The 25,126-nt window shown below is 46.5% G+C and carries 28 protein-coding genes and 1 tRNA gene; 23 read left to right on the top strand and 6 right to left on the bottom strand.

Translation table 11 applies throughout. The features are described 5' to 3' along the window. The first annotated feature begins 9 nt into the window (after positions 1 to 9). The 7 genes from A4V09_RS24725 (at position 10) to A4V09_RS21635 (ending at position 6,152) form a co-directional block, all read left to right on the top strand. Positions 10 to 174, top strand: coding sequence for a major coat protein (locus A4V09_RS24725; protein ID WP_157123517.1), 165 nt, complete (start codon positions 10 to 12; stop codon positions 172 to 174). A 153-nt stretch (positions 175 to 327) separates the two neighbouring features. Beyond that, the gene (locus A4V09_RS25020; RefSeq protein ID WP_065544154.1) at positions 328 to 1,899 is read left to right on the top strand and encodes a hypothetical protein; all 1,572 of its coding nucleotides are present in this window, start codon (positions 328 to 330) and stop codon (positions 1,897 to 1,899) included. Between the two features lie 303 nt (positions 1,900 to 2,202). Then, positions 2,203 to 2,907: a zonular occludens toxin domain-containing protein gene (locus A4V09_RS21655; RefSeq protein ID WP_065544152.1), complete on the top strand. Its 705-nt coding sequence runs from the start codon at positions 2,203 to 2,205 to the stop codon at positions 2,905 to 2,907. Positions 2,908 to 3,071: 164 nt separating this feature from the next. Beyond that, entirely contained in the window at positions 3,072 to 4,679 is a 1,608-nt protein-coding gene (locus A4V09_RS21650) for a hypothetical protein (RefSeq protein WP_065544151.1), read from the top strand. Then, positions 4,680 to 4,907, top strand: a complete 228-nt coding sequence (locus A4V09_RS21645) for a hypothetical protein (protein WP_065544150.1) — start codon at positions 4,680 to 4,682, stop codon at positions 4,905 to 4,907. 24 nt (positions 4,908 to 4,931) lie between these two features. After that, positions 4,932 to 5,165 carry a hypothetical protein gene (locus A4V09_RS21640; RefSeq protein ID WP_065544149.1) on the top strand — a complete coding sequence of 78 codons (234 nt, stop codon included), beginning with the start codon at positions 4,932 to 4,934 and terminating at the stop codon, positions 5,163 to 5,165. 9 nt (positions 5,166 to 5,174) lie between these two features. Next, positions 5,175 to 6,152, top strand: coding sequence for a tyrosine-type recombinase/integrase (locus A4V09_RS21635; RefSeq protein WP_065544148.1), 978 nt, complete (start codon positions 5,175 to 5,177; stop codon positions 6,150 to 6,152). Between the two features lie 201 nt (positions 6,153 to 6,353). Here A4V09_RS21635 and A4V09_RS21630 read toward each other — a convergent pair. The 4 genes from A4V09_RS21630 to trmB form a co-directional block, all read right to left on the bottom strand. Continuing rightward, positions 6,354 to 6,426 (bottom strand) — tRNA-Lys (locus A4V09_RS21630). A gap of 159 nt (positions 6,427 to 6,585) precedes the next feature. After that, positions 6,586 to 6,903, bottom strand: a complete 318-nt coding sequence (gene trxA / locus A4V09_RS21625) for a thioredoxin (RefSeq protein WP_065544147.1) — start codon at positions 6,901 to 6,903, stop codon at positions 6,586 to 6,588. A 68-nt stretch (positions 6,904 to 6,971) separates the two neighbouring features. Beyond that, positions 6,972 to 7,115: a hypothetical protein gene (locus A4V09_RS24715; RefSeq protein WP_156087474.1), complete on the bottom strand. Its 144-nt coding sequence runs from the start codon at positions 7,113 to 7,115 to the stop codon at positions 6,972 to 6,974. Positions 7,116 to 7,194: 79 nt separating this feature from the next. After that, positions 7,195 to 7,848 (bottom strand): tRNA (guanosine(46)-N7)-methyltransferase TrmB, encoded by a 654-nt coding sequence (gene trmB / locus A4V09_RS21620; RefSeq protein WP_065544146.1) that lies wholly within the window; start codon positions 7,846 to 7,848, stop codon positions 7,195 to 7,197. Between the two features lie 259 nt (positions 7,849 to 8,107). Here trmB and A4V09_RS21615 point away from each other — a divergent pair, with 259 nt between their 5' ends. The 9 genes from A4V09_RS21615 to A4V09_RS21575 all read left to right on the top strand — a co-directional run bounded on the left by A4V09_RS21615 (position 8,108) and on the right by A4V09_RS21575 (position 16,705). After that, the gene (locus tag A4V09_RS21615) at positions 8,108 to 8,419 is read left to right on the top strand and encodes a hypothetical protein (protein WP_065544145.1); all 312 of its coding nucleotides are present in this window, start codon (positions 8,108 to 8,110) and stop codon (positions 8,417 to 8,419) included. Between the two features lie 4 nt (positions 8,420 to 8,423). Next, positions 8,424 to 9,464: a V0D/AC39 family V-type ATPase subunit gene (locus A4V09_RS21610; protein ID WP_065544144.1), complete on the top strand. Its 1,041-nt coding sequence runs from the start codon at positions 8,424 to 8,426 to the stop codon at positions 9,462 to 9,464. A gap of 17 nt (positions 9,465 to 9,481) precedes the next feature. Next, the gene (locus A4V09_RS21605; RefSeq protein ID WP_065544143.1) at positions 9,482 to 11,431 is read left to right on the top strand and encodes a V-type ATP synthase subunit I; all 1,950 of its coding nucleotides are present in this window, start codon (positions 9,482 to 9,484) and stop codon (positions 11,429 to 11,431) included. Between the two features lie 21 nt (positions 11,432 to 11,452). After that, positions 11,453 to 11,890, top strand: coding sequence for an ATP synthase subunit C (locus tag A4V09_RS21600; RefSeq protein WP_065544142.1), 438 nt, complete (start codon positions 11,453 to 11,455; stop codon positions 11,888 to 11,890). Positions 11,891 to 11,930: 40 nt separating this feature from the next. After that, positions 11,931 to 12,239: a V-type ATP synthase subunit F gene (locus tag A4V09_RS21595; protein WP_018595531.1), complete on the top strand. Its 309-nt coding sequence runs from the start codon at positions 11,931 to 11,933 to the stop codon at positions 12,237 to 12,239. Positions 12,240 to 12,257: 18 nt separating this feature from the next. Next, a complete protein-coding gene (locus A4V09_RS21590; protein WP_065544141.1) occupies positions 12,258 to 12,845 on the top strand; it encodes a V-type ATP synthase subunit E in 588 nt (195 codons plus the stop codon). Next, positions 12,838 to 14,604 (top strand): V-type ATP synthase subunit A, encoded by a 1,767-nt coding sequence (locus tag A4V09_RS21585; RefSeq protein ID WP_065544140.1) that lies wholly within the window; start codon positions 12,838 to 12,840, stop codon positions 14,602 to 14,604. The genes A4V09_RS21590 and A4V09_RS21585 overlap by 8 nt, the downstream gene beginning before the upstream one ends. Positions 14,605 to 14,616: 12 nt before the next feature. After that, entirely contained in the window at positions 14,617 to 16,005 is a 1,389-nt protein-coding gene (locus tag A4V09_RS21580; protein ID WP_065544139.1) for a V-type ATP synthase subunit B, read from the top strand. A gap of 79 nt (positions 16,006 to 16,084) precedes the next feature. Beyond that, on the top strand, positions 16,085 to 16,705 hold the full coding sequence (locus A4V09_RS21575) for a V-type ATP synthase subunit D (protein WP_065544138.1): 621 nt from the start codon (positions 16,085 to 16,087) through the stop codon (positions 16,703 to 16,705). An 80-nt stretch (positions 16,706 to 16,785) separates the two neighbouring features. Here A4V09_RS21575 and A4V09_RS26910 read toward each other — a convergent pair whose 3' ends face one another. After that, complete coding sequence (locus tag A4V09_RS26910; RefSeq protein WP_369858284.1) at positions 16,786 to 17,034, bottom strand: ATP-binding protein; 249 nt, start codon at positions 17,032 to 17,034, stop codon at positions 16,786 to 16,788. Then, entirely contained in the window at positions 16,943 to 17,737 is a 795-nt protein-coding gene (locus A4V09_RS24710; protein ID WP_157123542.1) for a histidine kinase dimerization/phospho-acceptor domain-containing protein, read from the bottom strand. Before A4V09_RS24710 ends, A4V09_RS26910 begins: the two co-directional genes overlap by 92 nt. Before the next feature lie 382 nt (positions 17,738 to 18,119). On the opposite strand from A4V09_RS24710, the gene A4V09_RS21565 reads away from it, so the two are divergent. From A4V09_RS21565 to A4V09_RS21535, 7 genes are all read left to right on the top strand, one after another. Further along, positions 18,120 to 19,073, top strand: a complete 954-nt coding sequence (locus tag A4V09_RS21565) for a substrate-binding domain-containing protein (RefSeq protein WP_065544136.1) — start codon at positions 18,120 to 18,122, stop codon at positions 19,071 to 19,073. 63 nt (positions 19,074 to 19,136) lie between these two features. Next, positions 19,137 to 20,015, top strand: coding sequence for a phosphate ABC transporter permease subunit PstC (gene pstC, locus A4V09_RS21560; RefSeq protein ID WP_065544135.1), 879 nt, complete (start codon positions 19,137 to 19,139; stop codon positions 20,013 to 20,015). Continuing rightward, positions 20,008 to 20,871 carry a phosphate ABC transporter permease PstA gene (gene pstA / locus A4V09_RS21555; RefSeq protein ID WP_065544134.1) on the top strand — a complete coding sequence of 288 codons (864 nt, stop codon included), beginning with the start codon at positions 20,008 to 20,010 and terminating at the stop codon, positions 20,869 to 20,871. Before pstC ends, pstA begins: the two co-directional genes overlap by 8 nt. A gap of 30 nt (positions 20,872 to 20,901) precedes the next feature. After that, entirely contained in the window at positions 20,902 to 21,660 is a 759-nt protein-coding gene (gene pstB / locus A4V09_RS21550; protein ID WP_065544133.1) for a phosphate ABC transporter ATP-binding protein PstB, read from the top strand. Between the two features lies 1 nt (position 21,661). Beyond that, on the top strand, positions 21,662 to 22,333 hold the full coding sequence (phoU, locus tag A4V09_RS21545) for a phosphate signaling complex protein PhoU (protein WP_065544132.1): 672 nt from the start codon (positions 21,662 to 21,664) through the stop codon (positions 22,331 to 22,333). A gap of 10 nt (positions 22,334 to 22,343) precedes the next feature. Next, positions 22,344 to 23,021, top strand: coding sequence for a response regulator transcription factor (locus A4V09_RS21540; RefSeq protein WP_065544912.1), 678 nt, complete (start codon positions 22,344 to 22,346; stop codon positions 23,019 to 23,021). Further along, positions 23,018 to 24,688 (top strand): sensor histidine kinase, encoded by a 1,671-nt coding sequence (locus A4V09_RS21535; protein WP_065544131.1) that lies wholly within the window; start codon positions 23,018 to 23,020, stop codon positions 24,686 to 24,688. The genes A4V09_RS21540 and A4V09_RS21535 overlap by 4 nt, the downstream gene beginning before the upstream one ends. Positions 24,689 to 25,126: the final 438 nt, after the last annotated feature.

The following is a 25,126-nucleotide window of genomic DNA, read 5'->3' as shown; positions in this document are numbered from 1 at the left end:
GGAGAAATTATGGAAGCTATTACAACCGCATTAACGACCCAAATGACAGAGATCGGCACATCCCTTACCAGTCTTGTGACAAGCACCCTGCCGATTGCCTTACCTCTTATTGGTGGTGTTTTCCTGATTACAAAAGGTATTAGTGTATTTAAGAAAGTCACAAACAAAGCTTGACAGATTGGGATGCAAAATCCCGGTGGAGGGGGAAGCTTCCCCCTCTAATTTTTTAACTTTTTTTATGAAAATGTACCTCAAATCAGTTGTGCTGCGGAGCTGGATGCGTCCCGATCGGGAATGCTGTTGAGATACAAGAAAGGAAGGTGTGATGTGAAGAAAAGAAAATCAAGAATCTGGAAGAACCGGAAAAGGATAATATGCATCCTGCTCTGCTGTAACACTCTTCTGTCATCAATGTTTTATGCTTATGAAAATGCAGAAGATGTCCAGGCTTTTTTTATTGCTGATGATGCCGTCTATCTGGCAATTGCTCTTATGGCAGCTTGTGGAACCGGCTATATAGGATATGAGTGGTATAATTCGGGGGCTGCTGATGATTTTGCAGACCAGCTTGCACAGGTTGGAAGATATATCCAGGCAGGGTATGACAATATTGTGAAACAGGCGGCTGGTTCTTCCGGTCAAGATCCAGATGATTTTGACCCGGATAATGATGACCCTGAAAAGAAATTTGCAACCTTTGAGAAATTGAAGTTATGGTTTAAAGCACATCCAAATGCAACTGTTGCACTTGAAGCAGGTGGGGCTTTGGCTACTGTTATTGGTTCTCTTGCTATTGAAGTCTGTCAGTGGCAAAAAAATGGTAAATATAAACCGGAAGATGTTACATTGCCTGATGGTTTGATAAGTGATATTAATGCCAATGTATCTGATTATCCATATTGGAATATCAATTATATTTATAATAATGGACATCCATGGTATCAAATACGGATGTATAGGGATTATCCTTTAGTTTATAAAACTGGCGAATATGTTGCTTTTGATTCTCTTACATTTCCTATGTATAAGCGTTCTTGGTCTATAAATTCTGATGGAAGTAAATCAAATGTAGTGGATGGTGAGTATTCTAATGGGGAACGTTTTAATCCTGGTACTCTTATACATAATATGTATGTGTACGATAGTTATGAGGAAGCGAAAAGGGCACAGCATAATGGTATTGTATATCCAGGCATAATAAATCCTAAAACACTACCGTTGTCTACTGATATAGAGGATTGGATCAAAAAAAATCCAGATAAAAATGCATTAGATTCTCCATTGTATGACAATATTCGTCTTCCATCTGGGGACGAAATGGACGAATTGTTGCGCCGTATACAGGAAATCAATACCGCTGATAACCCTGAAATAGACCCAGAGCATGAGAATAAAGCATTGATTGAGGAATTGATAGAAACTCTTACAAATCCAAATCAAAATCCTGATCCGGATCCTGACCCAAATCCTGATCCGAATCCTGACCCAAATCCTGACCCAAACCCTGATCCTGACCCAAATCCGAATCCTGACCCTGACCCGAATCCTGACCCGAATCCTGATCCAAATCCGAACCCTGACCCTGACCCTGATCCTGACCCAAATCCGAATCCCGGTGGTGAGGGGGAAATCGGTGATTATACGGCTGACTTGACAGAGATATTCCCCTTTTGTATCCCTTTTGATTTAATCAAGGCTTTCAAGGTTTTGTCTGCTAAAGCCGAAGCTCCGGTCTTTAAACTGCCATTTAAACTGGATTATGGTCCGGTCCATATTGATGAAAAATGGGAACTTGATATGTCAGATTTTGAATCTGTGGTACAAATTTTAAGAGTCATTGAAACATTGGGCTTTATCGTTTCTCTTATCCTTGTCACAAGAAATTTAATTAAGGGGTGATCTTATGGAGATTGTTACCAAATTTTTGGATGCCGTTTTATCTTTGTTACCCAGGAGTCCATTTGTTGCATTTATTGACGCAATGGAAAATCTACCTTTTTTGTCTGCCTTAAATTATTTTATTCCAATATCAACCTTTATAAGTATTGGTGAAGCCTGGCTGGTGTCCGTAGGGGTATTTTATCTTTACAGCATCCTGCTCCGGTGGATACGGGCAATATCATAACATCATAATGTGATTCAAAACTTCTTCTGCAGCCAGGGTATCTGCAGAAAAAATGAGATACAGAAAGGAGCGGTAATATGATAATCTTTTATTCCGGTACCCCCGGCTCCGGGAAGTCCCTGCATGTTGCCAGTAACCTGTATTGGTGGATCAGGGCAGGCAGACCCGCGATCGGGAATTTTGACATCAATCTGGACCGGATTAAGACACGTAATAACAAAAGGTATACATATCTGCGCAATAATGAGATAACGCCTGATTATCTCATGCGTTTTGCCCAGGATTATATCAAGGAGACAGGCAAAGTCCGGGAAGACAGTATCCTGCTTGTCCTCGACGAATGCCAGCTTATGTTCAACGCCCGTGACTGGTGCCAGCGCGGCCGTAATGATTGGCTACAGTTTTTCACACTGCACCGTCATCTTGGGTATCGGATAATATTGATCGCTCAATTTGATCGGATGATAGATAGGCAAGTCCGGAGCTTGATCGAGTATGAGTATATACACCGAAAAGTCAGCAACTTTGGCTTAAAGGGAAAGATCATCTCCATGCTTGCATTCGGAAATCTTTTTGTCTCGGTAAAAATCTGGTATCCAATGAAGGAGAAAGTGGACAGTGAGTTCTTCCGGGCGAAAAAACTCTATTACAGGTTGTACGACACCTATGTGCTGTTTGACCGCCAGGACGCCCGCCCGACTGAGGAAGGGGGCACGGGGGCCCCGCCGAAGGCGGACGGGCATCCTGCCGCAACCAGCCCAGAAGTGCCGGAAAAAGCCTGACCACGAGCTTGTACTACGTGGTCTGAAAATACATATGAATTACACAATGAAACCCGCGTGGTTGACAGGAAAACAGGGGGAAAACCCGTTTGGCCAAATGGCCTTTCGGCCAAAAACTGAAAAAGGACTGTTTTGAGATACAAAATGGAAAATGAGGTGAAAATTTGGTTGATAAGAGAGACTTTAAAACTTGCCAGATAATGGCTGAAATGTCTGAACAAGATTCAAATTATTGGTTTGATTATAAAAAAAGTAAGTTCCTACATCAGATTGATACTTTTTACTATTCCGTGAAATTTAATAATGATTTTACGGAAGAAACCCGTGATGATCAAGTTATCCGGCTTCGGCATTATTTTGAATTAAAGCGAAAAGAATTGTTTGAAGTATACGGAAACGTGGTGCCGATATACATAAAGGATTTGGGCAATTTAAATCTGGTTCCGATAACATTCAGCGGATTTTATAACATCTGTCTGGAAAAGCCGGAAGAATTTAATATTTTTATTGCTCCCCGGGTCCCCCGTAGTCAAGAGGGGGCATCCGTTACCAGTGAGATTATTGTACAGATACGATCGTATATGCTCTGGATGTATGGAGTTCATAATGCATTTGAGCGATCACTTGCCTATGTAAAAGGTATTGCAGATTTTTTTCATTTGGATATAGATTTTGTCCAGGAAAATCGTGCTGATTATTGTTGGCACTCGAATTACTTGGCAAATCCAGAAAAGTTCTTTAGTATTGAGAATTTTTACAAGATGCGCGTTGATCGGTATAAGGGTGCTCATTTCAATACGGAAAAAGTCGGTTCTGAAGATTACCTGATTGATTATGTGGCCCTTGGTAAGCGCGGGCAGAAATGCTTTGTCAGGATCTACTTAAAGAGTAAGGAAGTTGTAGAAATGGGATATAAGCCGTTTTTCTTCAAAGTCTGGCTATTTCACGGACTTATTAACCGTTACGATTTTTATTGCTATGAGGAGTGCTTTAAGCGTGGCTCCTGGGGCTATTTGGATATAGCTCGAATAAAATATTATGCGGAATATGGACAAGATGAATCTTTGTGCCGTAGGGCAAAGCAAATTGTCCTGGACAATGAGAGTCAGTTACATGTGACGGATGATATTAGGCGGTTTGCTAATATGCTTACCCCAAAAATCAATCTGATTGTCAACGTTGAGTTCCAGACTATGCGAAAAGCGTCTAAAAATTATCCCTTAATACCATTTAAGGATAATAGTGATAAGGGGTGCTGCCAGCGTATCTATGATTACTTGGACAACCATTATATGATTGCAAATTACCTTACCAGTAATATCCTCCGGTTGGTAGAGACTACGGGTGATAGTAACAAGTCCAGGCGGCCTGATTGTGGTTTTTGGCGTGCGCTCCGTAACACCAAGATGGTGGATGCCCTGGTCCCGAAGGTGCAATTACCATTTATAAGGCAATATAATCGTAATCTCTCTGCTGATGTCATGAAGCGGCAGTTAATCAACAAAGCGGTCATGTTATCTTTTTACAACAAGGGAATTAACGAGGATAGTCCGGCAAGAGATGCCATGGAAGCTGTATTAACCTTAAATGATAATGATGTAAAACAGGCTATGAGATATAAACAAAAAAAATCCAGACAGCTATCTGGTCAGGAACTGTCTGGATTAAGAGATAACTACTCTAGTCTTGATGTAACAATTGTTGATAATGCAACAGGTGTTGTCTATGGTTATGATAGCATGGATGACCTGCTTTTACAAGGGGGCGATTAGATGGATATTGAAAAATATTATAATGAATGCTGTCGAATGGCAACCCTTAAAAAACAGGATGAAAATATCAAAAAAGTATATGCTGATGTTAATTTCCAGCGTTTAATTGACAGGGTTGAAGATTATTTATTGCATCAACGATATCTGGATGCTGGGGATTATATTTTTAATAATGTAACTCAAAACGATTGTGCTACGGAGGCAGCTCCAGTCCGATCGGCGAATTAAGTGAGATACAAATGGAGGTTAGATATGCTGGAAAAAATTTATAATTATTTCTTCTTTGATAAAGAGTTTCATACGTTTATGACTTATGAATTTATTTTTCTTACTCTTACTTTTGGTGTATTGAATTATGATACTGATTATCTTTTTGGTATCTATTTTCTTATTTTGTTTTTCGTTTATAACCGGGAAAGACTTGCGGAAGAGGACAATGAACGTTTTGATAAGTATTTTCTCGATACATACAAATGGTTAATATGAGGTGATATTATGATAACAATTTTAGTAGCTTACAATTTATTCATTGCAGACAGGGAAACCTTTTGTTCTGCAAAGACAATTCAATATTATGCAAAGAATTTAGGATTTTTTCTTGACTTTTTGTATACTGAGGTTCCCGGCTGTACGTCTGGAAGTGATATAGCTGTTTTGCCTGATAAGATAATGGCTGATTATATCCGTATGTTACGACACAAGCCCAGATTTTCCAGACATCCTTTTGCTGTGCCGTCTGATGTATGTATTAAAAATACTACGATACGCACCTATTGTCGTGCGGTTAAAGCCTTTCTCAATTTCTGCAATGCGGAATTTAATTTAAATTTTAAAACAAACGTGAAGATGCCAAAAGATGATAGTGAGGAAAAAGTTCCTCTGTATCAGGATGAGGTTATGGCTATTGATAAACTTTTCAGTTTGAAAACCGAAACCGGATTGAGAAATTATTGTATCGTACATCTTATGCTTGATGCTGGGTTTCGGGCGGAAGAGGTCGAATCGCTTCGGCTTTGTGACATATACTTTGATAAGAATATTGTAAAGATAATTAATACAAAGGGTGAAAAGTCCAGGGTCGTGCTCCTTTGTCCAAAACTTAAGAAAGCTCTTTATACTTATGTAATGTTATACCGGGGATTTACGGATAATCTGGATGATAAGCAATATACTTTACAGCCAGCGTTCGCTCGGATTCGTGGCGAAGGGTATATAAACTATAATTGCATCAAGCAGCTCTTTGCCCGGATCAAACGTAAAACTGGTATAGCTCGTCTTACTCCTCACCTGCTCCGGCACACTTTTGCTACCAGTTATGTTATGGGAGGTGGAAACCTCGAAAATCTAAGATTGTTTTTGGGCCATTATGATTATACAGTAACCAGAACGTATCTTCATTTGGCGAACACCTATAAAATGATGGGTGCCAGTATTTATCAATTGGATGGAATTTTTTTCAGAACTGGATATTGAAAGAATTGCCCGGCTCCATGCCGGGCATTTTAAATGTATCTCAAAACAGTTGTGCTGCAGCTCCCGATCGGGCCGGACCGGAAGAACATTTGAGATACAAATTCCGGATTTTTTAGGCCAGTAGATTATCAGTATTATTGCGATCGCAAAAGAAAAGCACCGTCCCCGCAGCTCCAACTCTGCAAAAACAGTGCTTTTTAGTGCGCCTTCAGGGACTCGAACCCTGGACAAATAGATTAAGAGTCTACTGCTCTACCAACTGAGCTAAAGGCGCATATTTTGTAACGCAAGACATATTATAAGCGATATTCCAAAAAAATGCAAGTATCTTTTTTACATTTTTTTATGTTTTTTATCATATACATTTAACACTGCACCCAAATAACGCAATTTCCGCTGTTTTTCCACATCCGGCCGCAGGCCGGGGGCGGCTTTACAGCCACACCCCAAGTTCCTCTGCCAGCTCTTCCTTGCTGATCCCTCCGGTCTCCCGGCTCATTACCTTGCCGTCCTTAACGAACAGGAAGGTGGGAACCTGCAGGATTTTATATCTCTGGGCCAGATTGATATTTTCATCTACATTGACCTTGCCGAACAGGGCCTTGCCCTCCAGATCCTCAGACAGCTCCTCGATCACCGGCGCCATCTGCTTGCACGGGCCACACCAGGTCGCATAAAAATCCACCAGTACAGGCAGATCTGCCCCCATCACAACCTTGTCAAAATTCTGTTCCGTAATCACTTCAACCATGATTTTCTCCTTTCCGGTTAAGCGTTACACGCTTTCTTATAGTAGTTTTTACTGTTTTCCCCTTTTTCTTACTTTTTCTTTTTCCCGGCTGAACTTAAAAGCTTATTCACTTCTCCGACTGATTTCAAGATATCAGCAGTTTTGCTGCCCATTTTCCTGTTTGTATATGCCCATTCAAAGAGGGAGTTCTGCATATTTTTCTTCTTCGCCATAGGATACTTCCTTTCAGGTAAAACTGCTTCTCTATATCATATGACAAAAATCCCGGACCGAAACCCGGTTTCTGCTTCCCTATCTGGCTGCGGTCAGCTTGTGGATAGGATTCCCCATGGAGGAAAACTTCTCCTCATATTCCGTCATCACATTCCCCCGGTTCAGTTCCCCGTCGTGATGCAGGTCATAGGTGCAGGCCAAAAGTTTCCACCCGGCCTCCTTAAATTCCTCCACGGAAAAGTCAAAAAGCTCCCTGTTGTCTGTCTTGAACTCCACCGTACCGTCCTTAGCCAGTATGGCATCATAGCGCTCCAGGAACTGCCTTGATGTGAGCCTTCTCTTTGCATGGCGGTCCTTGGGCCACGGGTCGGAAAAGTTTAAATATATTCTGTCCACTTCTTCGGGATTAAATACAAGCGGCAGCTCCCTGGCATCCATTCTCATGAAAAATAAATTGTGAGGTGCCTCTGTCCCGTTTTCCCGCTCTTCCATCTTCTGGAGTGCCCGCAGCAGGATGCTGTCATACATCTCGATCCCTACATAATTAATATGCGGGCTGCGGGCCGCCATGTCCATAATAAAACGGCCTTTTCCCATTCCCACCTCTATATGGACAGGATTATCATTTTGGAACACCTCATGCCACTTTCCACGGTTTCCCTGAGGATTCTGTATCACATAAGTGCTCCCGGCAATGGCCTCCTTTGCTCCGGGTATATTTCTCAAACGCATTTCATATCCAGCCTTTCTTCACATCTTTCTTGCAGACGAAGCCAGCCGGCATACACAGCCGGCATTTTCCGCCTTCTTTCAGTATAACTGAAAACTTTTTGCTTTGTCAAAGATTACCGCAAAATTCGCCAAAAAACATAAGAAAAACACCCGTCACAATTATATCTTTTGTATAAATCAGCTGAAATATTATGAAGATTTCTATGGATTTTTTCTGGAAAAGGTGTATGATATATAGAAGACACAAGGAGGAAAATCTATGGAAGATGTAATCAGCAAACTGGCAGAAATCGAAGCCGCTGCTTCCCGGATCATGGAGGACGTTGCTGTCCAGAAAAAAAAGCTTTCCGAAGACAATGATGCCCAGATCAAAGCCTTCGATGAGGAAGCTGACCGGAAAACTGCCAAAGAACTGGAATCCATCCGCAGAGACCTGGAAGTCAACATGGAAAAAGAACTGGATAACCAGAAAGCGGAAACGGATGAAATCCTGCATAAAATGGAAAAGTATTATGAAGCCCATCACCAAGAGATGGCTCAGAAACTGTATGACAAAATATTAAGGATGTGATGTTATGGGAACCCTGTTATCTTACAGCGGTCTTTCAACAAAAATCCGTGCCATGCAGAGCAAGCTCATGACGGAAAGGCAGTATCAGGAAATCTCTCAGTTAGAATCTGTTCCCCAGGTGGTTGCGTATCTAAAAAAGCAGCCCGGATTCAAAGAACTGTGGGCTGACCTGGACGAAAACTCACTCCACAGGGGTGACATGGAAAAACTGCTTACCCACACGATCCATCAGAACTTTGCTAAGATTTACAAATTCGCCAATCCCTCCCAGCGCACCTTTATGGCTCTGTACTTTAAGCGGTATGAGATCGCCATTATGAAGGAATGCCTAAGAAGGGTATTTGACAAGACCCGGGAAGGGCTGGATTTATCGCTGTTCAAGGATTTCTTTGACCGGCATTCCAAACTGGATTTGGAAAAACTGACCCAAGCAGCTACAATTGAAGAATTTGTAAACAGTCTGAAAGGTACGGAATATTACTCCCCACTGTCTAAGATCGGGGAAGAATATACACCGCTCCTTTTTGATTACGGCATGGCGCTGGACCAGTATTATTTTGCGAATATCTGGTCTGTAAAAGATAAGCTGTTCAAAAAAAGAGATCTGCAAGAAATCATAAAAGCCTACGGCAACAAATTTGATATGCTTAACCTGCAGTGGATCTACCGTTCCCGCAGGTATTACCATATGGCCCCGGCTGATATCTACGCACTGCTCATACCTGTGCACTACAAGCTCTCCCACAAAGAGATCACCGCACTGGTGGAAGCAGCGGACAAGGAAGAGTTCCGCCGCGTACTGGATACCACTGCCTATAAAAAACGTTATCCGGAACTTGCGCCGGAGAACCTGGAAGAATACTATACTCTGAATCTCAGGAATGTCCTGGAATCGGAGGCAAGAAAATACCCGCACTCAGTCATTATGATCTATTCCTATTTTTATCACAAGGAACATGAAGTAGACCGGCTCACTACTGCCATAGAGTGTATCCGCTACGGACTGTCCCCGGCTGAGACGCTGGATTATATTCACAAAAACTAACCTCGGAGGTAATTGACATGATTGAGAAAATGAAATTCTTGAGCATTACCGGTCCGAAGTCTGACATTGACAGAGTTGTCAACGAATACCTGGCTAAGTATGAGATCCATCTGGAAAATGCCATGGCACAGCTGACGCAGGTGCAGCACTTGTCCCCTTATATTCAGATCAACCCTTACAAGGAACTTCTGAACAAAGCCGCAGAATTTGCAGGGCTGCTGCAGAATACAGAGGACGTGCCGGTCCGGGATATTTCCCTGGATGAAGCCACGGATCTTATTGACTCCCTCAGCCAGAAGCTCTCAGACATCAATGCAGAATGCGATGACCTGAAGGCACAGCGGACGGCAGTTGTGGAAGACTTAAACCGTATCACCCCCTTCCTGAATCTGCCGGAAGATGTGGATAAATTGGTACACTACCGTTTTGTCCAGGTCCGTTTCGGCCGGATCGCGAAAGAATATTATAACAAATTCAAAGAGTACGTCTATGACGGCATGGACACCTGGTTCTATCCCTGCCATGAAGACGAATATGTATGGGGCGTCTATTTCGTACCCTGGACCAGGATGGAGGAAGTTGACGCAGTCTTCTCTTCCATGCATTTTGAAAGGATTTACCTGAAAAAAGATTACTACCACGGGACACCCCAGGCCATACACAGGGAACTGAAAATAAAACTGGAAACCATAGACAGGCACATGGCCTCCTGCCAGGAAGAAATACGGCTGCTGCTCCGGGACGACGCTTCCGCCATACTCTCCGCAAGAGAAGCCCTAAGTGCTCTCTCCACCAACTTTGACGTGCGAAAAGTAGCGGCCTGCGTCAAAGAACACCAGGAGACCTTCTATATTCTCTGCGGATGGATGACCGAGCTGGATGCCCTGGCTTTCCAGAAGGACATTGAAAACGATGCCAAACTGTTCTGTATCATTGAGGATGACCAGAACAACATACGCACACAGCCGCCGACCAAGCTGAAAAACCCCAAGGTTTTCAAACCTTTTGAGATGTATGTTAAAATGTACGGCCTTCCCGCCTACAATGAGATGGACCCCACCATGTTCGTGGCAGTCACCTATTCCTTCATCTTCGGCGCCATGTTCGGCGATGTGGGACAGGGTCTTTTGCTGGCTATCGGCGGATTTTTGCTTTACAAATTCAAAAAAATGGATCTGGCCGCCATCATAGGCACAGCCGGTATCTTTTCCACTTTCTTTGGCTTCATGTTCGGCAGTATCTTCGGATTTGAAGATGTGCTGGAACCCATATGGCTGCGGCCTGTGGATGCCATGACCAATGTACCCGGCCTTGGCAACATGAACACTGTGTTTATTGTGGCGATCGTCTTCGGTATGTTCCTCATACTGCTGACCATGATCTTCCATATCATCAATGCAGTGAGATGCCGCGATACGGAAAATATCCTGTTTGACCAGAATGCAGTCTGCGGCCTGGTCTTCTACGGGGCACTGACCGTTATGATCCTGCTGTACCTGACAGGACATTCTCTTCCGGCAACGGCGATCCTGGTCATCATGTTCGGCGTACCGCTTATCCTGATCATGCTGAAGGAGCCGCTGACACGTATCATTAAGAAAAAACAGCCTGTTGTGGAGGGCGGAAAGGTCATGTTCTTTGTTCAGAGCTTCTTTGAACTGTTTGAGGTAATGCTGAGTTATCTCTCCAACACCCTTTCCTTCGTCCGTATCGGCGCATTTGCTGTCAGCCATGCAGCCATGATGGGTGTTGTACTCATGCTTGGAGGCGCTGAAAGCGGAGGCAGTATCAACTGGCTGGTCATCGTGCTGGGCAATGGCTTTGTATGCGCTATGGAGGGCCTGATCGTAGGTATCCAGGTACTCCGTCTGGAATATTACGAGATGTTCAGCCGCTTCTATAAAGGCAGCGGCAGGGAATTCCACCCATTCTTAAAGCGCGTAAAAAGAGAAAACAAAAATGCATAAACCTAAGGAGGATTCATTATTATGACAACATTAATTCAATTTACTATAGCAGCGGCATTAATTTTAAGCATCATTGTTCCCTTCGGATACTTTTTCCTGGGAGAGAAAAATAAAAAGCGTTACAAAAAATCACTGGGCGTGAACTGTTTCTTCTTCTTCGGTACCCTTCTGGTGGCTTCTGTTGTGATGATCGGCGGAACCGCTTCCGTAAGCGCTGCCACTGACACAGCTTCCGCAGGACTTGCCACAGGCCTGGGCTACATCGGCGCCGCACTGGTTACCGGACTTTCCGGCATCGGTTCCGGTATCGCTGTTGCCTCCTCCGCAAGCGCTGCACTGGGTGCTATCAGCGAGGACGGTTCCCTGTTTGGTAAATCCATGATCTTCGTAGCCATGGCAGAAGGTATTGCTCTGTACGGACTTATCATTTCCTTCATGATCTTAGGTAAACTGGGATAAGGGCTGCCTTATATTTTTAATAGAAAGAGACTGATGCATTATGAAAATGTTTTTGATCAGCGATAATATTGACACCTATACAGGAATGCGGCTTGCAGGCGTGGAAGGTGTTGTGGTGCATGAACGCGAAGAGCTGAGAAAAGCTCTGGAGGACGCCATTGCCAACAAGGAAAACGGCATCATCCTGCTGACGGAAAAATTCGGCAGGGAGTTTCCCGATATCATTGACGACATGCGGCTGAACCATCGTCTGCCGCTCATTATAGAAATCCCCGACAGACATGGTACCGGCCGTGCACCCGATTTTATTCTTTCTTATGTCAATGAGGCGATCGGTTTGAAATTATAGATAAAGAAGGTGAACGACATGACAACCGAAGAAAAACTGCAGCATTTCTACGAAGTATCTATGGAAAGCGCACGGGAGGAGTCTGAAAAGGCCCTGGAAGAATACCGGGCTGCCCTCTCCCAGATGCTGGCTGAACATAAAGAAGATAAACAGAAAAATGCCGCCAACCAGTTAAAGCTGGAGACAGAGAACGCAAAACGTGAAATAAACAAGGCATTGTCTGCGGAGCAGCTTCACATTAAAAGACGTCTGTCCAAGAAACAGCAGGAACTGCGTGAGGAATTGTTTGTGGAAGTAAGAAACAAACTGGAGACCTTCATGGGCAGCTCCGAGTACCTAGTCTGGCTGGAAGAAAAAATCCGGGAAGCCCTGAGCATTGCCGGAGAGGACGAAGTACAGATTTATCTGACCCCTGCGGACGCCAACCTGCTGGAAACCCTTGCGGCCAGATGCGGGACTCCCCTCTGCCTGTCGGAAACTCCCTTCATGGGCGGCGTCCGTGCTGTGATCCCGGCGAAGAATATTTTAATTGACCACACATTCAAAACTTTATACGAGAACGAAAAAGAAGAATTTAATTTTGACGGAGGACTGCTACATGAATAGAACAGGAATTATCTACGGCATCAACGGTCCCGTCATTTATCTGAAAGGTAATACAGGATTCAAGATGTCGGAAATGGTATACGTGGGAAAGGAAAACCTGGTAGGCGAGGTTATTTCCCTGAAAAAGGATACCACCACCGTTCAGGTTTTCGAGGAAACCAGCGGTTTAAGACCGGGGGAGACGGTCACTGCCACAGGTGATGCCATCTCTGTTATGCTGGGGCCGGGTATCCTGGACAATATTTTCGACGGTATCCAGCGTCCCCTCTCTGTCATTGCCGAACAGTCCGGCAAATACATCTCCCGCGGTATGCAGGTAGATTCCCTGGACACAGAGAAAAAATGGAACGTTCATATGACAATAAAGGACGGCATGGAGGTGCACGGCGGCACCATCATCGCGGAGCTGCCGGAGACCCCGTCCATTGTACACAAATCCATGGTTCCGCCTCAGGTGGAAGGTATTGTATCCAAAGTGGTAAAGGACGGCGCATACACCGTGACTGACGTTTTAGCGGTGGTCCAGCTTGCGGACGGCAGCGAATATCCGTTGAAACTGGCGCAGAAATGGCCGATCCGTATTCCGCGCCCTACCAACAAGCGTTATCCGGCCACCATCCCTCTGGTTACGGGACAGCGTATCCTGGATACCCTGTTTCCCATTGCCAAAGGCGGTACAGCGGCCGTTCCCGGCGGTTTCGGAACAGGTAAGACCATGACCCAGCACCAGATCGCAAAATGGTCTGACGCGGACATCATTGTCTACATCGGCTGCGGCGAGCGCGGCAATGAGATGACCCAGGTTTTGGAGGACTTCTCAAAGCTCCACGATCCCAAGACAGGCAATGCCCTCATGGCCCGCACCACACTCATCGCCAACACCTCCAACATGCCGGTGGCTGCCCGTGAGGCTTCCATCTACACAGGTATCTCCCTGGCGGAATATTACCGGGATATGGGATACGACGTGGCGATCATGGCCGATTCCACATCCAGGTGGGCCGAGGCTCTGCGTGAGCTGTCCGGACGTCTGGAGGAAATGCCCGCGGAGGAAGGCTTCCCGGCTTATCTGGCCTCCCGCCTCTCCGCATTCTACGAGAGGGCAGGCATGATGCAGAACTTAAACGGTACGGAGGGTTCCGTATCCATCATCGGGGCCGTGTCCCCCCAGGGCGGTGATTTCTCCGAGCCTGTGACCCAGAACACCAAGCGTTTTGTGCGCTGTTTCTGGGGGCTTGATAAATCCCTGGCATATGCCAGACATTTCCCGGCGATCCACTGGCTTACCAGCTACAGTGAATATCTGGGCGACCTGTCCCACTGGTACAGTGAAAATGTATCACCCAGATTTGTGGATGACAGAAACCGCCTGATGGCTATCTTAAACCAGGAGAGCAGCCTGATGGAGATCGTAAAGCTGATCGGAAGCGATGTACTGCCGGATGATCAGAAACTGACTCTGGAGATCGCGAGAGTCATCCGTCTGGGCTTCCTGCAGCAGAATGCTTTCCATCCTGACGATACCTGTGTATCTCTGGACAAACAGTTTAAGATGATGGAGGTCATCCTTTATCTGTATAAGCGCTGCAGAAACCTGATCGCCATGGGTATGCCCATGTCAGTGCTCCGCAAGGAGAATGTATTTGAGAAGATCATCTCCATCAAATATGATGTTCCCAATGACAAGCTGGAACTGATCGACGATTACATGAAGGCCGTTGACGACTTCTACAACACCGTCATGGAAAAAAATGCATAAGGAGGAACGATCATGGCAATTGAATATCTCGGCTTGAGCGAAATCAATGGACCTCTGGTTGTGCTGGAGGGCGTGCGCGATGCCTCCTTTGATGAAATTGTAGAGTTCAAGGTGGACGACGGCTCCAGAAAGCTGGGCCGGATTGTTGAAATATATGAAGACAAAGCAGTCATCCAGGTGTTTGAGGGCACGGAAAACATGTCCCTTCTGAACACCCACACAAAGCTCACAGGCCATCCCATGGAGGTGGAGCTTTCCTCCGATATCCTGGGAAGAACCTTCAATGGTATCGGAAAACCCATTGACGGCCTTGGCCCTGTCATGCCGGAGGTCCGCTCCAACATCAACGGGCTTCCCCTTAACCCTGTGACCAGGGAGTATCCACGTAACTATATCCAGACCGGTATCTCAGCCATTGACGGCCTGACTACCCTGATCAGGGGACAGAAGCTGCCCATTTTCTCCGGAAACGGCCTTCCCCATGACCAGTTGGCAGCCCAGATCGTACAGCAGGCCTCCCTTGGGGGAGACAGCAATGAAAAATTCGCTATCGTGTTTGCCGCCATGGGTGTCAAATATGACGTGGCTGAATTTTTTCGCCGCACCTTTGAGGAGAGCGGTGTTGCAGACCATGTGGTCATGTACCTGAACCTGGCAAATGACCCGGTTGTGGAACGGCTGATCACCCCGAAAGTGGCCCTGACCGCCGCGGAGTATCTGGCATTTGAAAAAGGAATGCATATTCTTGTTATCCTGACCGATATCACCTCCTTTGCGGAGGCCATGCGTGAGGTTTCCTCCTCAAAAGGGGAGATCCCTTCCAGAAAGGGTTATCCCGGATATCTGTACAGTGAGCTGGCAACTTTGTATGAGCGCGCCGGCATTGTAAGAGGCGGGACCGGCTCTGTCACACAGATCCCGATCCTAACCATGCCCAATGATGATATCACACATCCGATCCCTGACCTTACAGGCTACATCACGGAAGGCCAGATCGTATTGGAGCGGCAGCTTCACGGGCAGGCTGTCTATCCCCCTATCAATGTACTGCCTTCCCTGTCCAGGCTTATGAAGGACGGTATCGGTGAGGGCTACACAAGAGGTGACCATCAGGATGTAGCCAACCAGCTTTTCTCCTGTTACGCTAAAGTGGGAGATGCAAGGGCACTGGCATCCGTTATCGGTGAGGATGAGCTTTCACCGCTGGATAAAAAATATTTGAGATTCGGAGATGCCTTTGAACATGACTTTGTAGGCCAGAGACCGGATGAGAACCGGAGCATTGAGGAAACCCTTGATCTGGGCTGGAAACTGTTAGGTATGATTCCCAGAGACGAGCTGGACCGTATTGACACCAAGATTCTGGACCAGTATTATCATCCTCTGGAAGAGGACGCATAAGAAAATGGCCGCAGTCAGGCAGCCGCTGCTGTGAAGCCCGAAGGCTTTACAGCAAAGTCTTTATAGAAAGGGTGATGTTATGGATCCAAATACCTTTCCAACCAAAGGTAATCTTATATTAGCAAAAAATTCCCTGGCTCTGTCCAGACAGGGCTTTGACCTGATGGACAAAAAGAGAAATATCCTCATCCGTGAGCTGATGGACCTGATCGACCAGGCCAAGGATATCCAGGACCAGATCGATATCACCTTCCGCACCGCCTATGCAGCACTCCAGAAGGCCAACATGGAGATCGGCATCAGCTATGTACAGGAGATATCCCGCACCGTACCTGTGGAGGACTCTATCCGCATCAAGACCAGAAGCGTCATGGGAACGGAGATCCCCCTGGTGCAGTCTGACCCGGCTTCAGGTGCACCCACCTATGCCTTCTACGGCACCAAAGCCTCCCTGGATGAAGCAAAAGCGGCCTTTGAGAAGGTAAAGCAGCTCACCATCCGCCTGTCCATGGTAGAAAATTCCGCCTACCGGCTGGCTATCAACATTAAGAAAACACAGAAGCGCGCCAATGCGCTGAAAAATATCACGATCCCCAAATTTGAGGATTTGACAAAATCTATTTCCAATGCACTGGAGGAAAAAGAGAGGGAAGAATTCACCCGGCTGAAGGTCATCAAACGGATGCAGCATAAAGGGTAGCATAATAGAGATCACACTTCGCGGTATTTTTCCGGGAAAGCCTTAAACGGCTTTCCCGGCTTTTTTATATTGGAAGAACCTCATACACTTAAGGGCATCACAATGGTAAATACCACGCTGCTTTCCTGATTTGCAATGCTGAACCGGAAGTCATGATATTCCAAAAACGATTTTACGATATACAGCCCTAAGCCTGTTCCGTTCCCTGTACGGGATTTATCTACTTTGTAGAAAGGCTCAAAAACGTGGCGGATTTCTTCGTCCGGTATGGAACTGTTTACATTCTTCACAGTCAGAACACATTCTGATCCCCATGATTTTGTTGTGATATAAACAGAAGAGCCCTCCGCAGAATGGACAATGGCTGAACTGGATGATATCCATAGTTATTTCTCCAATATCAGCAGAACGCATTCCCCCGTCATGATGGATCATCTGCGTCCGTGCCGCTGCCAAGATATCTTTGATCATTTTTTCCATTGTTTCTATGACTTGCATGGAATGTAAAAGATATTTATCCCGGTTGTGGAAGGGAGCTAAGTTCTGCAGCATACCCTCCGTCCCGCCTTTCAGAATGGTAAGGGGCGTTTTCAACTCATGTGAAATAGACATAAAAAAGTCAGAGCGCTGCTTGGCCTGCACTCTTTCTTTTTCCATATCCGATTTGAGTTTACTGTTGGCTCCCTCTATCTCCTTCAGTGTTTTGTCCAGCTTTTCCATTCGCCGGGCAATATTACTTATTTCCACCATGGGCTTGGCGATATGCTTTGAATAGATAACCGCTATAGCAGCAGAAGCGGCAAAGATCACAAGCAATACCAAGGGGTACATTTCCTTTATGGCATCTGTGACCTCTGATCCTTTATTATGGGAAATGGATATGTTCAGATCTTCAGCCCGGACGGTATTTTGGTCCATCTCATATCGCGGATCAAGATAAAAGCAGTCCGCCGGCTTTTGTTCCAGGCCGGCTAAAGCATCATTGGCGGCCTCCCTAATGGATCGGATAGTAAACGCCATTATATTTATCACAAAAAACACAACCAGTATGAAACATGCACGTGATTTTCTGCGTGTTAAGTATTTGACTGCCAATGCTGCTCTGTTTATGTATCCTCTCTCCCTTTCCCTATACAAATTCTTATTATGAGATAACTATAGCAGGAAAAAGTATAGAAAAAATATGGAAGTGGTATGGATTTGGTATGGATTTTGCATTTTCTGTAATGATAGACTTTATAGGACCTTTAACATTTAACAATTAAAAGATCAATCCTATTTAACTTTACTTACATTTAACAAAAGTGAGATTTTGTATTTAACGTTCCCCATATATACTGAAGCTTGTAACGAGGACGTACCAGTTGCATGAAAACAATACATTAGATAATTCGAGGAAAAAGGAGATCAAAACATGAAAAGATCAGCAGCAATTTTACTCGCCGGAGTGATGGTATTAGGACTGGCAGCCTGCGGTGCAAATGAAGATGCAGGAAGCACAAAAGACACAAACCAAGGCACGGAATCCACTGCCGATAAAGCTGATACAGACAGCAGTTCAAAGGATGACAAAAGCGGTGACTGGGACAGCAGCAATGACATTACCGTAGTGTCCAGAGAGGACGGCTCCGGTACACGTGGTGCATTTGTAGAACTCTTCGGCATTGAGGAGGAAGTAGACGGAGAAAAAATGGATATGACTACAGAGGAGGCTAACATCACCAACAGCACTTCTGTCATGATGTCCTCCGTGGCACAGAACGAGTACAGTATCGGCTATATTTCTCTCGGCTCTTTAAACGATACGGTAAAAGCTCTGAAGATTGACGGAACAGAAGCCACAGCAGAAAACATCAAAGCCGGAACTTACAAAATTTCCAGACCGTTTAACATTGCAGTGAAAGAAGATGCAAGCGAAGCCGCACAGGATTTTATAAACTATATCCTGAGCAAGGAAGGCCAGGCTGTTGTAGCTGACAACAATTATATTCCCCTGGATAACCCAGAGGCCTACACATCAAACGGAGCTTCCGGCAAAGTGGTAGTGGCAGGTTCTTCCTCCGTATCACCTGTTATGGAAAAACTAAAAGAAGCTTATGCGGATGCCAACAGCAAGGTGGAGATTGAAATCCAGACAAGTGATTCCACCACAGGTATGCAGAACGCTATTGACGGTGTCTGTGATATCGGAATGGCTTCCAGAGAGCTGAAAGACTCCGAGCTGGACGCAGGTCTCACCCCCACAGTCATTGCCCTGGACGGTATTGCCGTTATTGTCAACAATGACAATCCTACCGATGAAATGACCTCCGAGCAGGTAAGATCCATCTTCACCGGAGATGCTCTGGCCTGGGATGAAGCGCTTTGATCCTAACGGTTCCGATACCTGAATTCTTCCTTTTCGTCATCACTTATGACCGAGGTTTATAACATGAAAAATTATTTCACAAAGCAAAATAAGCATAAAGAACAAGCAATGCAGGCAGTCTTTTTTATAGCTGCCTGCGCATCTATATTTGCAGTTGTATTAATATGTCTCTTCCTTTTTGTAAACGGTATACCTGCCATGAAAGAGATCGGCCTTTTCGATTTTCTTCTTGGTGAACGCTGGAAACCGGGCAACAATATTTTCGGCATTTTCCCCATGATCATGGGAAGTATTTATGTGACGGCCGGAGCCATTGTGATAGGCGTGCCCGTGGGCATCCTGACTTCCGTCTTCATGGCTGAGTATTGTCCGAAAAAAATTTATCCGTTTCTGAAATCAGCCACAGAACTGCTGGCGGGAATCCCCTCCGTGGTATACGGATTTTTCGGTCTTGTGGTACTGGTACCTCTCATCCGCAGCCTTTTTAGAGAAGGCAACGGAAACAGTATGCTCACTGCCTCCATTCTTCTGGGTATCATGATCCTGCCCACCATCATCGGTGTCAGCGAATCCGCGCTGCGGTCTGTTCCCCGCACGTATTATGAGGGCGCTCTGGCACTGGGAGCCACACATGAGAGAAGTATTTTCGCCATTGTCCTTCCCGCAGCAAAATCGGGTGTCATAGCCGGTGTGGTGCTGGGGATCGGCCGTGCCATCGGTGAGACTATGGCAGTGGTCATGATCGCAGGCAACCAGCCCAGAATGCCGAGAGGGATCTTAAGAGGTGTCCGCACCATGACCGCCAATATCGTTTTGGAAATGGGCTATGCCGCAGACCTGCACAGGGAAGCTCTCATCGCCACAGGTGTTGTACTCTTTGTCTTCATCCTGCTGATCAACTTCTGCGTTGCCCTGCTCAATCGGAGGAACCGCCATGCATAATAAAGAATATCTTGGGCAGAAGCTAAAAGAATATAAACGGGCACCCGGCTCCTTTCTCCTTATGCTGCTGGTCATGCTCTGCACTGCCGTTACCTTTGCCGTCCTTTTTTTCCTGGTTGCCTATATTTTAATAAACGGGGTTCCCAACCTGAATCCCGGCCTTTTTGCCTGGACCTATACATCCGAGAATGCATCCATGATGCCTTCTATTATCAACACCCTGATCATCACATTCTTATCACTCCTGATCGCCGTCCCACTCGGCATTTTTTCCGCCATATATCTGGTGGAATACGCCAAACGGGGCAACAAATTTGTGGAGATCATCCGGCTTACCACAGAGACGCTTTCCGGCATACCTTCCATTGTATACGGACTGTTCGGCGCTCTTTTCTTTGTAACTACCCTGAAGTGGGGATATTCCCTGCTGGCCGGCGCCCTGACGCTGTCCATTATGATCCTTCCCCTCATCATGCGCACTACGGAGGAAGCCTTGAAATCTGTCCCTGATTCTTTTCGCGAGGGAAGCTTCGGCCTTGGCGCCGGAAAGCTGCGCACGGTCTTCAAGATCGTGCTGCCAAGTGCCGTCCCCGGTATCCTGGCAGGCGTTATTCTGGCAGTAGGCAGGATCGTGGGTGAGACAGCCGCCTTGATCTATACAGCCGGAGCTGTGGCTGAGGTACCCTCAAGCGTTATGTCCTCAGGCTCCACACTGGCTGTCCATATGTACAATCTCTCCAGAGAGGGGCTGTATATGGATCAGGCCTACGCTGTATCTGTCATACTGCTTCTGCTTGTGTTGGTCATCAACTGGATCTCCGGCACACTGGCAAAAAAACTGACGAAGGGAGTATAATAACTGTATGGAACAGTTATAGAATGTAAAATGAACAATACGGAAAAGATATCCATCAGCAGCCTGGACTTATATTATACCGATTTCAAGGCGCTGAAAAACATAAACTTAAAGATACCTGAAAATAAAATCACCGCGTTCATCGGTCCCTCAGGCTGCGGAAAATCCACACTCCTCAAATCCCTGAACCGCATGAATGACCTGGTTGAGGGATGCCGCATAGATGGAAGCATCCTTCTGGATGGGGAGGATATTTACGGTAAAATGGATGTAAACCTGCTCAGAAAAAGAGTCGGTATGGTGTTCCAGAAGCCCAATCCCTTCCCTATGAGTATTTACGACAATATCGCCTTCGGCCCCCGCACCCATGGTGTCCATTCCAAGGCAAAGCTGGATGATATCGTGGAAAGATCCCTGCGGAATGCAGCCATCTGGGATGAAACCAAAGACCGTCTGAAGCAGAACGCCCTGGGCATGTCCGGAGGGCAGCAGCAGAGGCTCTGTATCGCCCGGGCGCTGGCGGTTCAGCCGGAGGTCCTTCTCATGGATGAACCCACATCCGCACTTGACCCTATATCCACATCCAAGATCGAAGACCTGGCTGTGGAGCTGAAGAAGGATTATACCATTGTCATGGTAACCCACAACATGCAGCAGGCAGCCCGTATTTCCGACAAAACCGCATTTTTCCTGCTGGGAGAGATCGTGGAATACGGAGAGACGGAACAGATATTCTCAATGCCTCAGGATAAACGGACTGAGGACTATATTACAGGAAGGTTTGGTTGATATGCGCACAAGATTTGATAAACAGTTAGAACAGCTTCATGTGGAGCTGATCAAAATGGGAAGCCTGTGCGAGCAGGCCATCACCCTGGCCGCACAGGCACTGGATGAACCGGAGCCGGAGGTGGTAAAAAAAGTAGCTGCCATGGAGGGCGAGATTGACGAGAAGGAACGTGAGATTGAAAATATCTGTATGCGGCTTCTTCTCCAGCAGCAGCCCGTAGCCCGTGATCTGAGGATCATATCCGCCGCGCTTAAAATGATATCGGACCTGGAGCGGATCGGTGACCAGGCAGCGGATATCGCGGACCTGGCTCCCTACATTGTCAGAAGCAGCATCAGCAGCAAAGTACAGATCCATAACATGGCAGCAGCCACCATCCGTATGGTTACCTTAAGCGTAGATGCCTTTGTAAAAAATGACCTGGAGCTGGCAGGATCCGTAGTCATCTCCGATGATATTGTGGATGACCTCTTCAACAAAGTAAAGGGAGAGCTTCTGGAGCTGATCCAGAAAAGAAATGCCGACCCCAGGGCAGCCCTGGATATCCTCATGGCTGCCAAATACTTTGAGCGTATCGGTGACCACGCAGTGAATGTGGCCGAATGGGTACAGTATTCCATAACAGGCATCCACCAGAGCGACGAACATCATCTGGATGCCGAAAAAGAATGAGGTGAATAAATTGATCTATCTTGTAGAGGACGATGAAAATATCCGGGAGCTGGTCACTTACACACTGAACAGCCAGGGACTGGAGGCTGAGGGGTTTGCGCGGCCTTCTGATTTTTGGGAGGCCATAGCTACAGGGGTCCCCTCTCTGGTCCTTCTGGATATTATGCTTCCGGAGGAAGATGGACTGAGCATTTTAAAAAAGCTCCGCACATCCAGAGATACCAAAAAGCTTCCGGTCATCATGCTGACTGCCAAGGGGAGCGAATATGACACGGTACTGGGCCTGGACAACGGAGCCGACGACTATATTCCAAAACCTTTCCGGATGATGGAGCTGATTTCCCGCATCCGTGCCCTGCTGCGCCGCAGCCAGGAGCAGGAAAAGATTTTGGAATACCGCCTCGGCTCCCTCTACGTCTGCCCCTCACGGCACATTGTGCGGGTGGACGGTGAGGAGATCATCCTGACTTTAAAAGAATTTGAACTGCTCTGCCTGCTTCTGTCCGAACAGGAAACCGTATTCACCAGAGCACAGCTTTTAGACCGCATCTGGGGATATGAATTTGACGGGGAGAGCCGGACCATTGACGTCCACGTCCGGACCCTGCGGCAAAAGCTGGGAAATGCAGGTGACTGTATCAAAACGGTGCGGGGCGTAGGCTATAAAATTGGAGGAATAACCCCATGACAAAACGAATCTTCCGCTCCATAATGCTTGTATCGGCTCTGGTGCTGGTCATCGGACTGGGTTTCATTATGGGCATTTTATATCACTATTTCGGCAGCCAGATTGAAAAAGAGTTGAAGTCTGAGACTGCATATCTGGCTATCTCTGTGGAGAACATGGGCATCTCTGCCCTGGATAAGCTTCCTGTGGAATCCGCCAGAGTCACTTTGATCGCCGGGGACGGCACCGTTCTCTTTGACAACAAGGCTGAGGCTTCCGGTATGGAAAACCACGCTGACCGTCAGGAAGTGATCGCAGCGAAATTAAAGGGCACCGGAAAGGCCACCCGCCAGTCCGATACCCTTGCGGAAAAAACCATTTATTATGCGAAACAGTTGGAAAACGGCCAGATCCTCCGTGTTTCCAGCACCCAGTATACGGTTGCAGCACTTATCGGAGAACTGGTTCAGCCTATGCTGTATGTGCTGCTCATGATGGTGGTACTCTCCGCCCTCTTTGCTGCCAGGATTTCCAAAAAGATCGTCTCACCTATCAACAGCCTGGATCTGGACGAACCTGAGCGCACAGAGGCCTATGATGAGATTTCCCCGCTGCTCACTAAGATCAACAAACAGCAGCGCACCATCCGCAGACAGCTCTCGGATGCCAGAAGGCAGCAGCAGGAATTTTCCATTATCACTGAAAATATGAGCGAGGGTCTTTTAGTCATTGACGCGCAGACGGATCTTCTCTCCTACAATTCCAGCGCCCTGCACCTGCTGGACGCCACGGAAGCACAGGCACACGCCAGTGTTCTGGCGCTGAACAGAAGCGAACCCTTCCAGCAGACTGTGGATGTGGTTCTGTCCGGCAAACATACTTCATCCAACCTGCAGATAGGGGAGAATTTCTGTCAGGTCATTGCCAATCCTGTGCTGCGAGATAAGGAAGTGACAGGCGCAGTGCTGTTATTGGTTGACATAACTGAGAAAATCCAGAGGGAAAACCTGAGGCGTGAATTTACTGCCAATGTGTCACATGAATTAAAGACACCTCTTACCTCTATCTCCGGATTTGCGGAGATCATTCAGGACGGATTTGTGAAACCTGAGGACATCAATAAATTTGCAGGAAAAATTTTCGATGAAGCCCAGCGGCTGATCGCTTTGGTTGGCGATGTTATTAAAATATCGCAGCTTGATGAAGGCTGTCTTCCGTATCAAAAGGAGGAGACAGACTTTTATACGCTGGCGAAGGAGACCCTGGAACGGCTGCGGGAGCCGGCCAAACGCAGGCAGGTTTCACTTTTTCTGGAAGGGGAACATGCAGTGCTTGCCACTACAAAGCCGATCTTGGAGGAAGTGTTGTACAATCTGTGTGACAATGCCATTAAGTATAACCATCCGGACGGGAAAGTGACGATCACTGTGCTGAACGGAAAGAACACGGTCAGTATATCTGTAGCAGATACCGGAATCGGAATCCCCATCGCGGATCAGGCCAGGGTGTTTGAACGGTTTTACAGAGTGGATAAGAGCCATTCTAAAGAAATCGGCGGAACCGGGCTTGGGCTGTCGATCGTAAAGCACGGGGCGGCTTATCTGGGGGCGCAGGTGGAACTGGATAGTGTAGTTGGTGAGGGGAGTACGTTTCGGCTTATTTGGGGGAAGAATGGGAGCATAAGGTGAGGGGTGTTATGGATCCGGGTACATGAACCGGAGGCCGTTTCTCCAATATTCCGCCTGAAGTTCCGCTTCTCTGTATCTGTTGGTTTAGGCGGGGGGGTATGTGTTAAGCTGTAGTGGTAGAAGTCTACTAGCGTGTGCAGCAGCACGGCAGATGGCGAAATAGGCGATGCTGGCAGTTTGATATCTGGGCGTGCAGATTGTCGGAACTGTTGTTATGGGAATATCAGGCCAGGTGTTGTTTTCTTCGAGTGTATCAGTAAGAGCGAATAGCAGCCGCACTGCCAGCAGGACGCTACCTTCCCAAATCCATATCCCTTCAACTGTTCCGATATCTCATATCCCTACGTCTCCTTCTTCCCAATAATAGCCAGCACACCCCCTCTAAAGTCCCTTTCAGCATTTGTGAAAAAAACACCGCTTCACCTCCCTATCTTGCAA

The organism is Blautia pseudococcoides (assembly GCF_001689125.2).
GTDB lineage: Bacteria > Bacillota > Clostridia > Lachnospirales > Lachnospiraceae > Blautia > Blautia pseudococcoides.
This window is presented reverse-complemented; position numbering and strand designations above follow the sequence as displayed.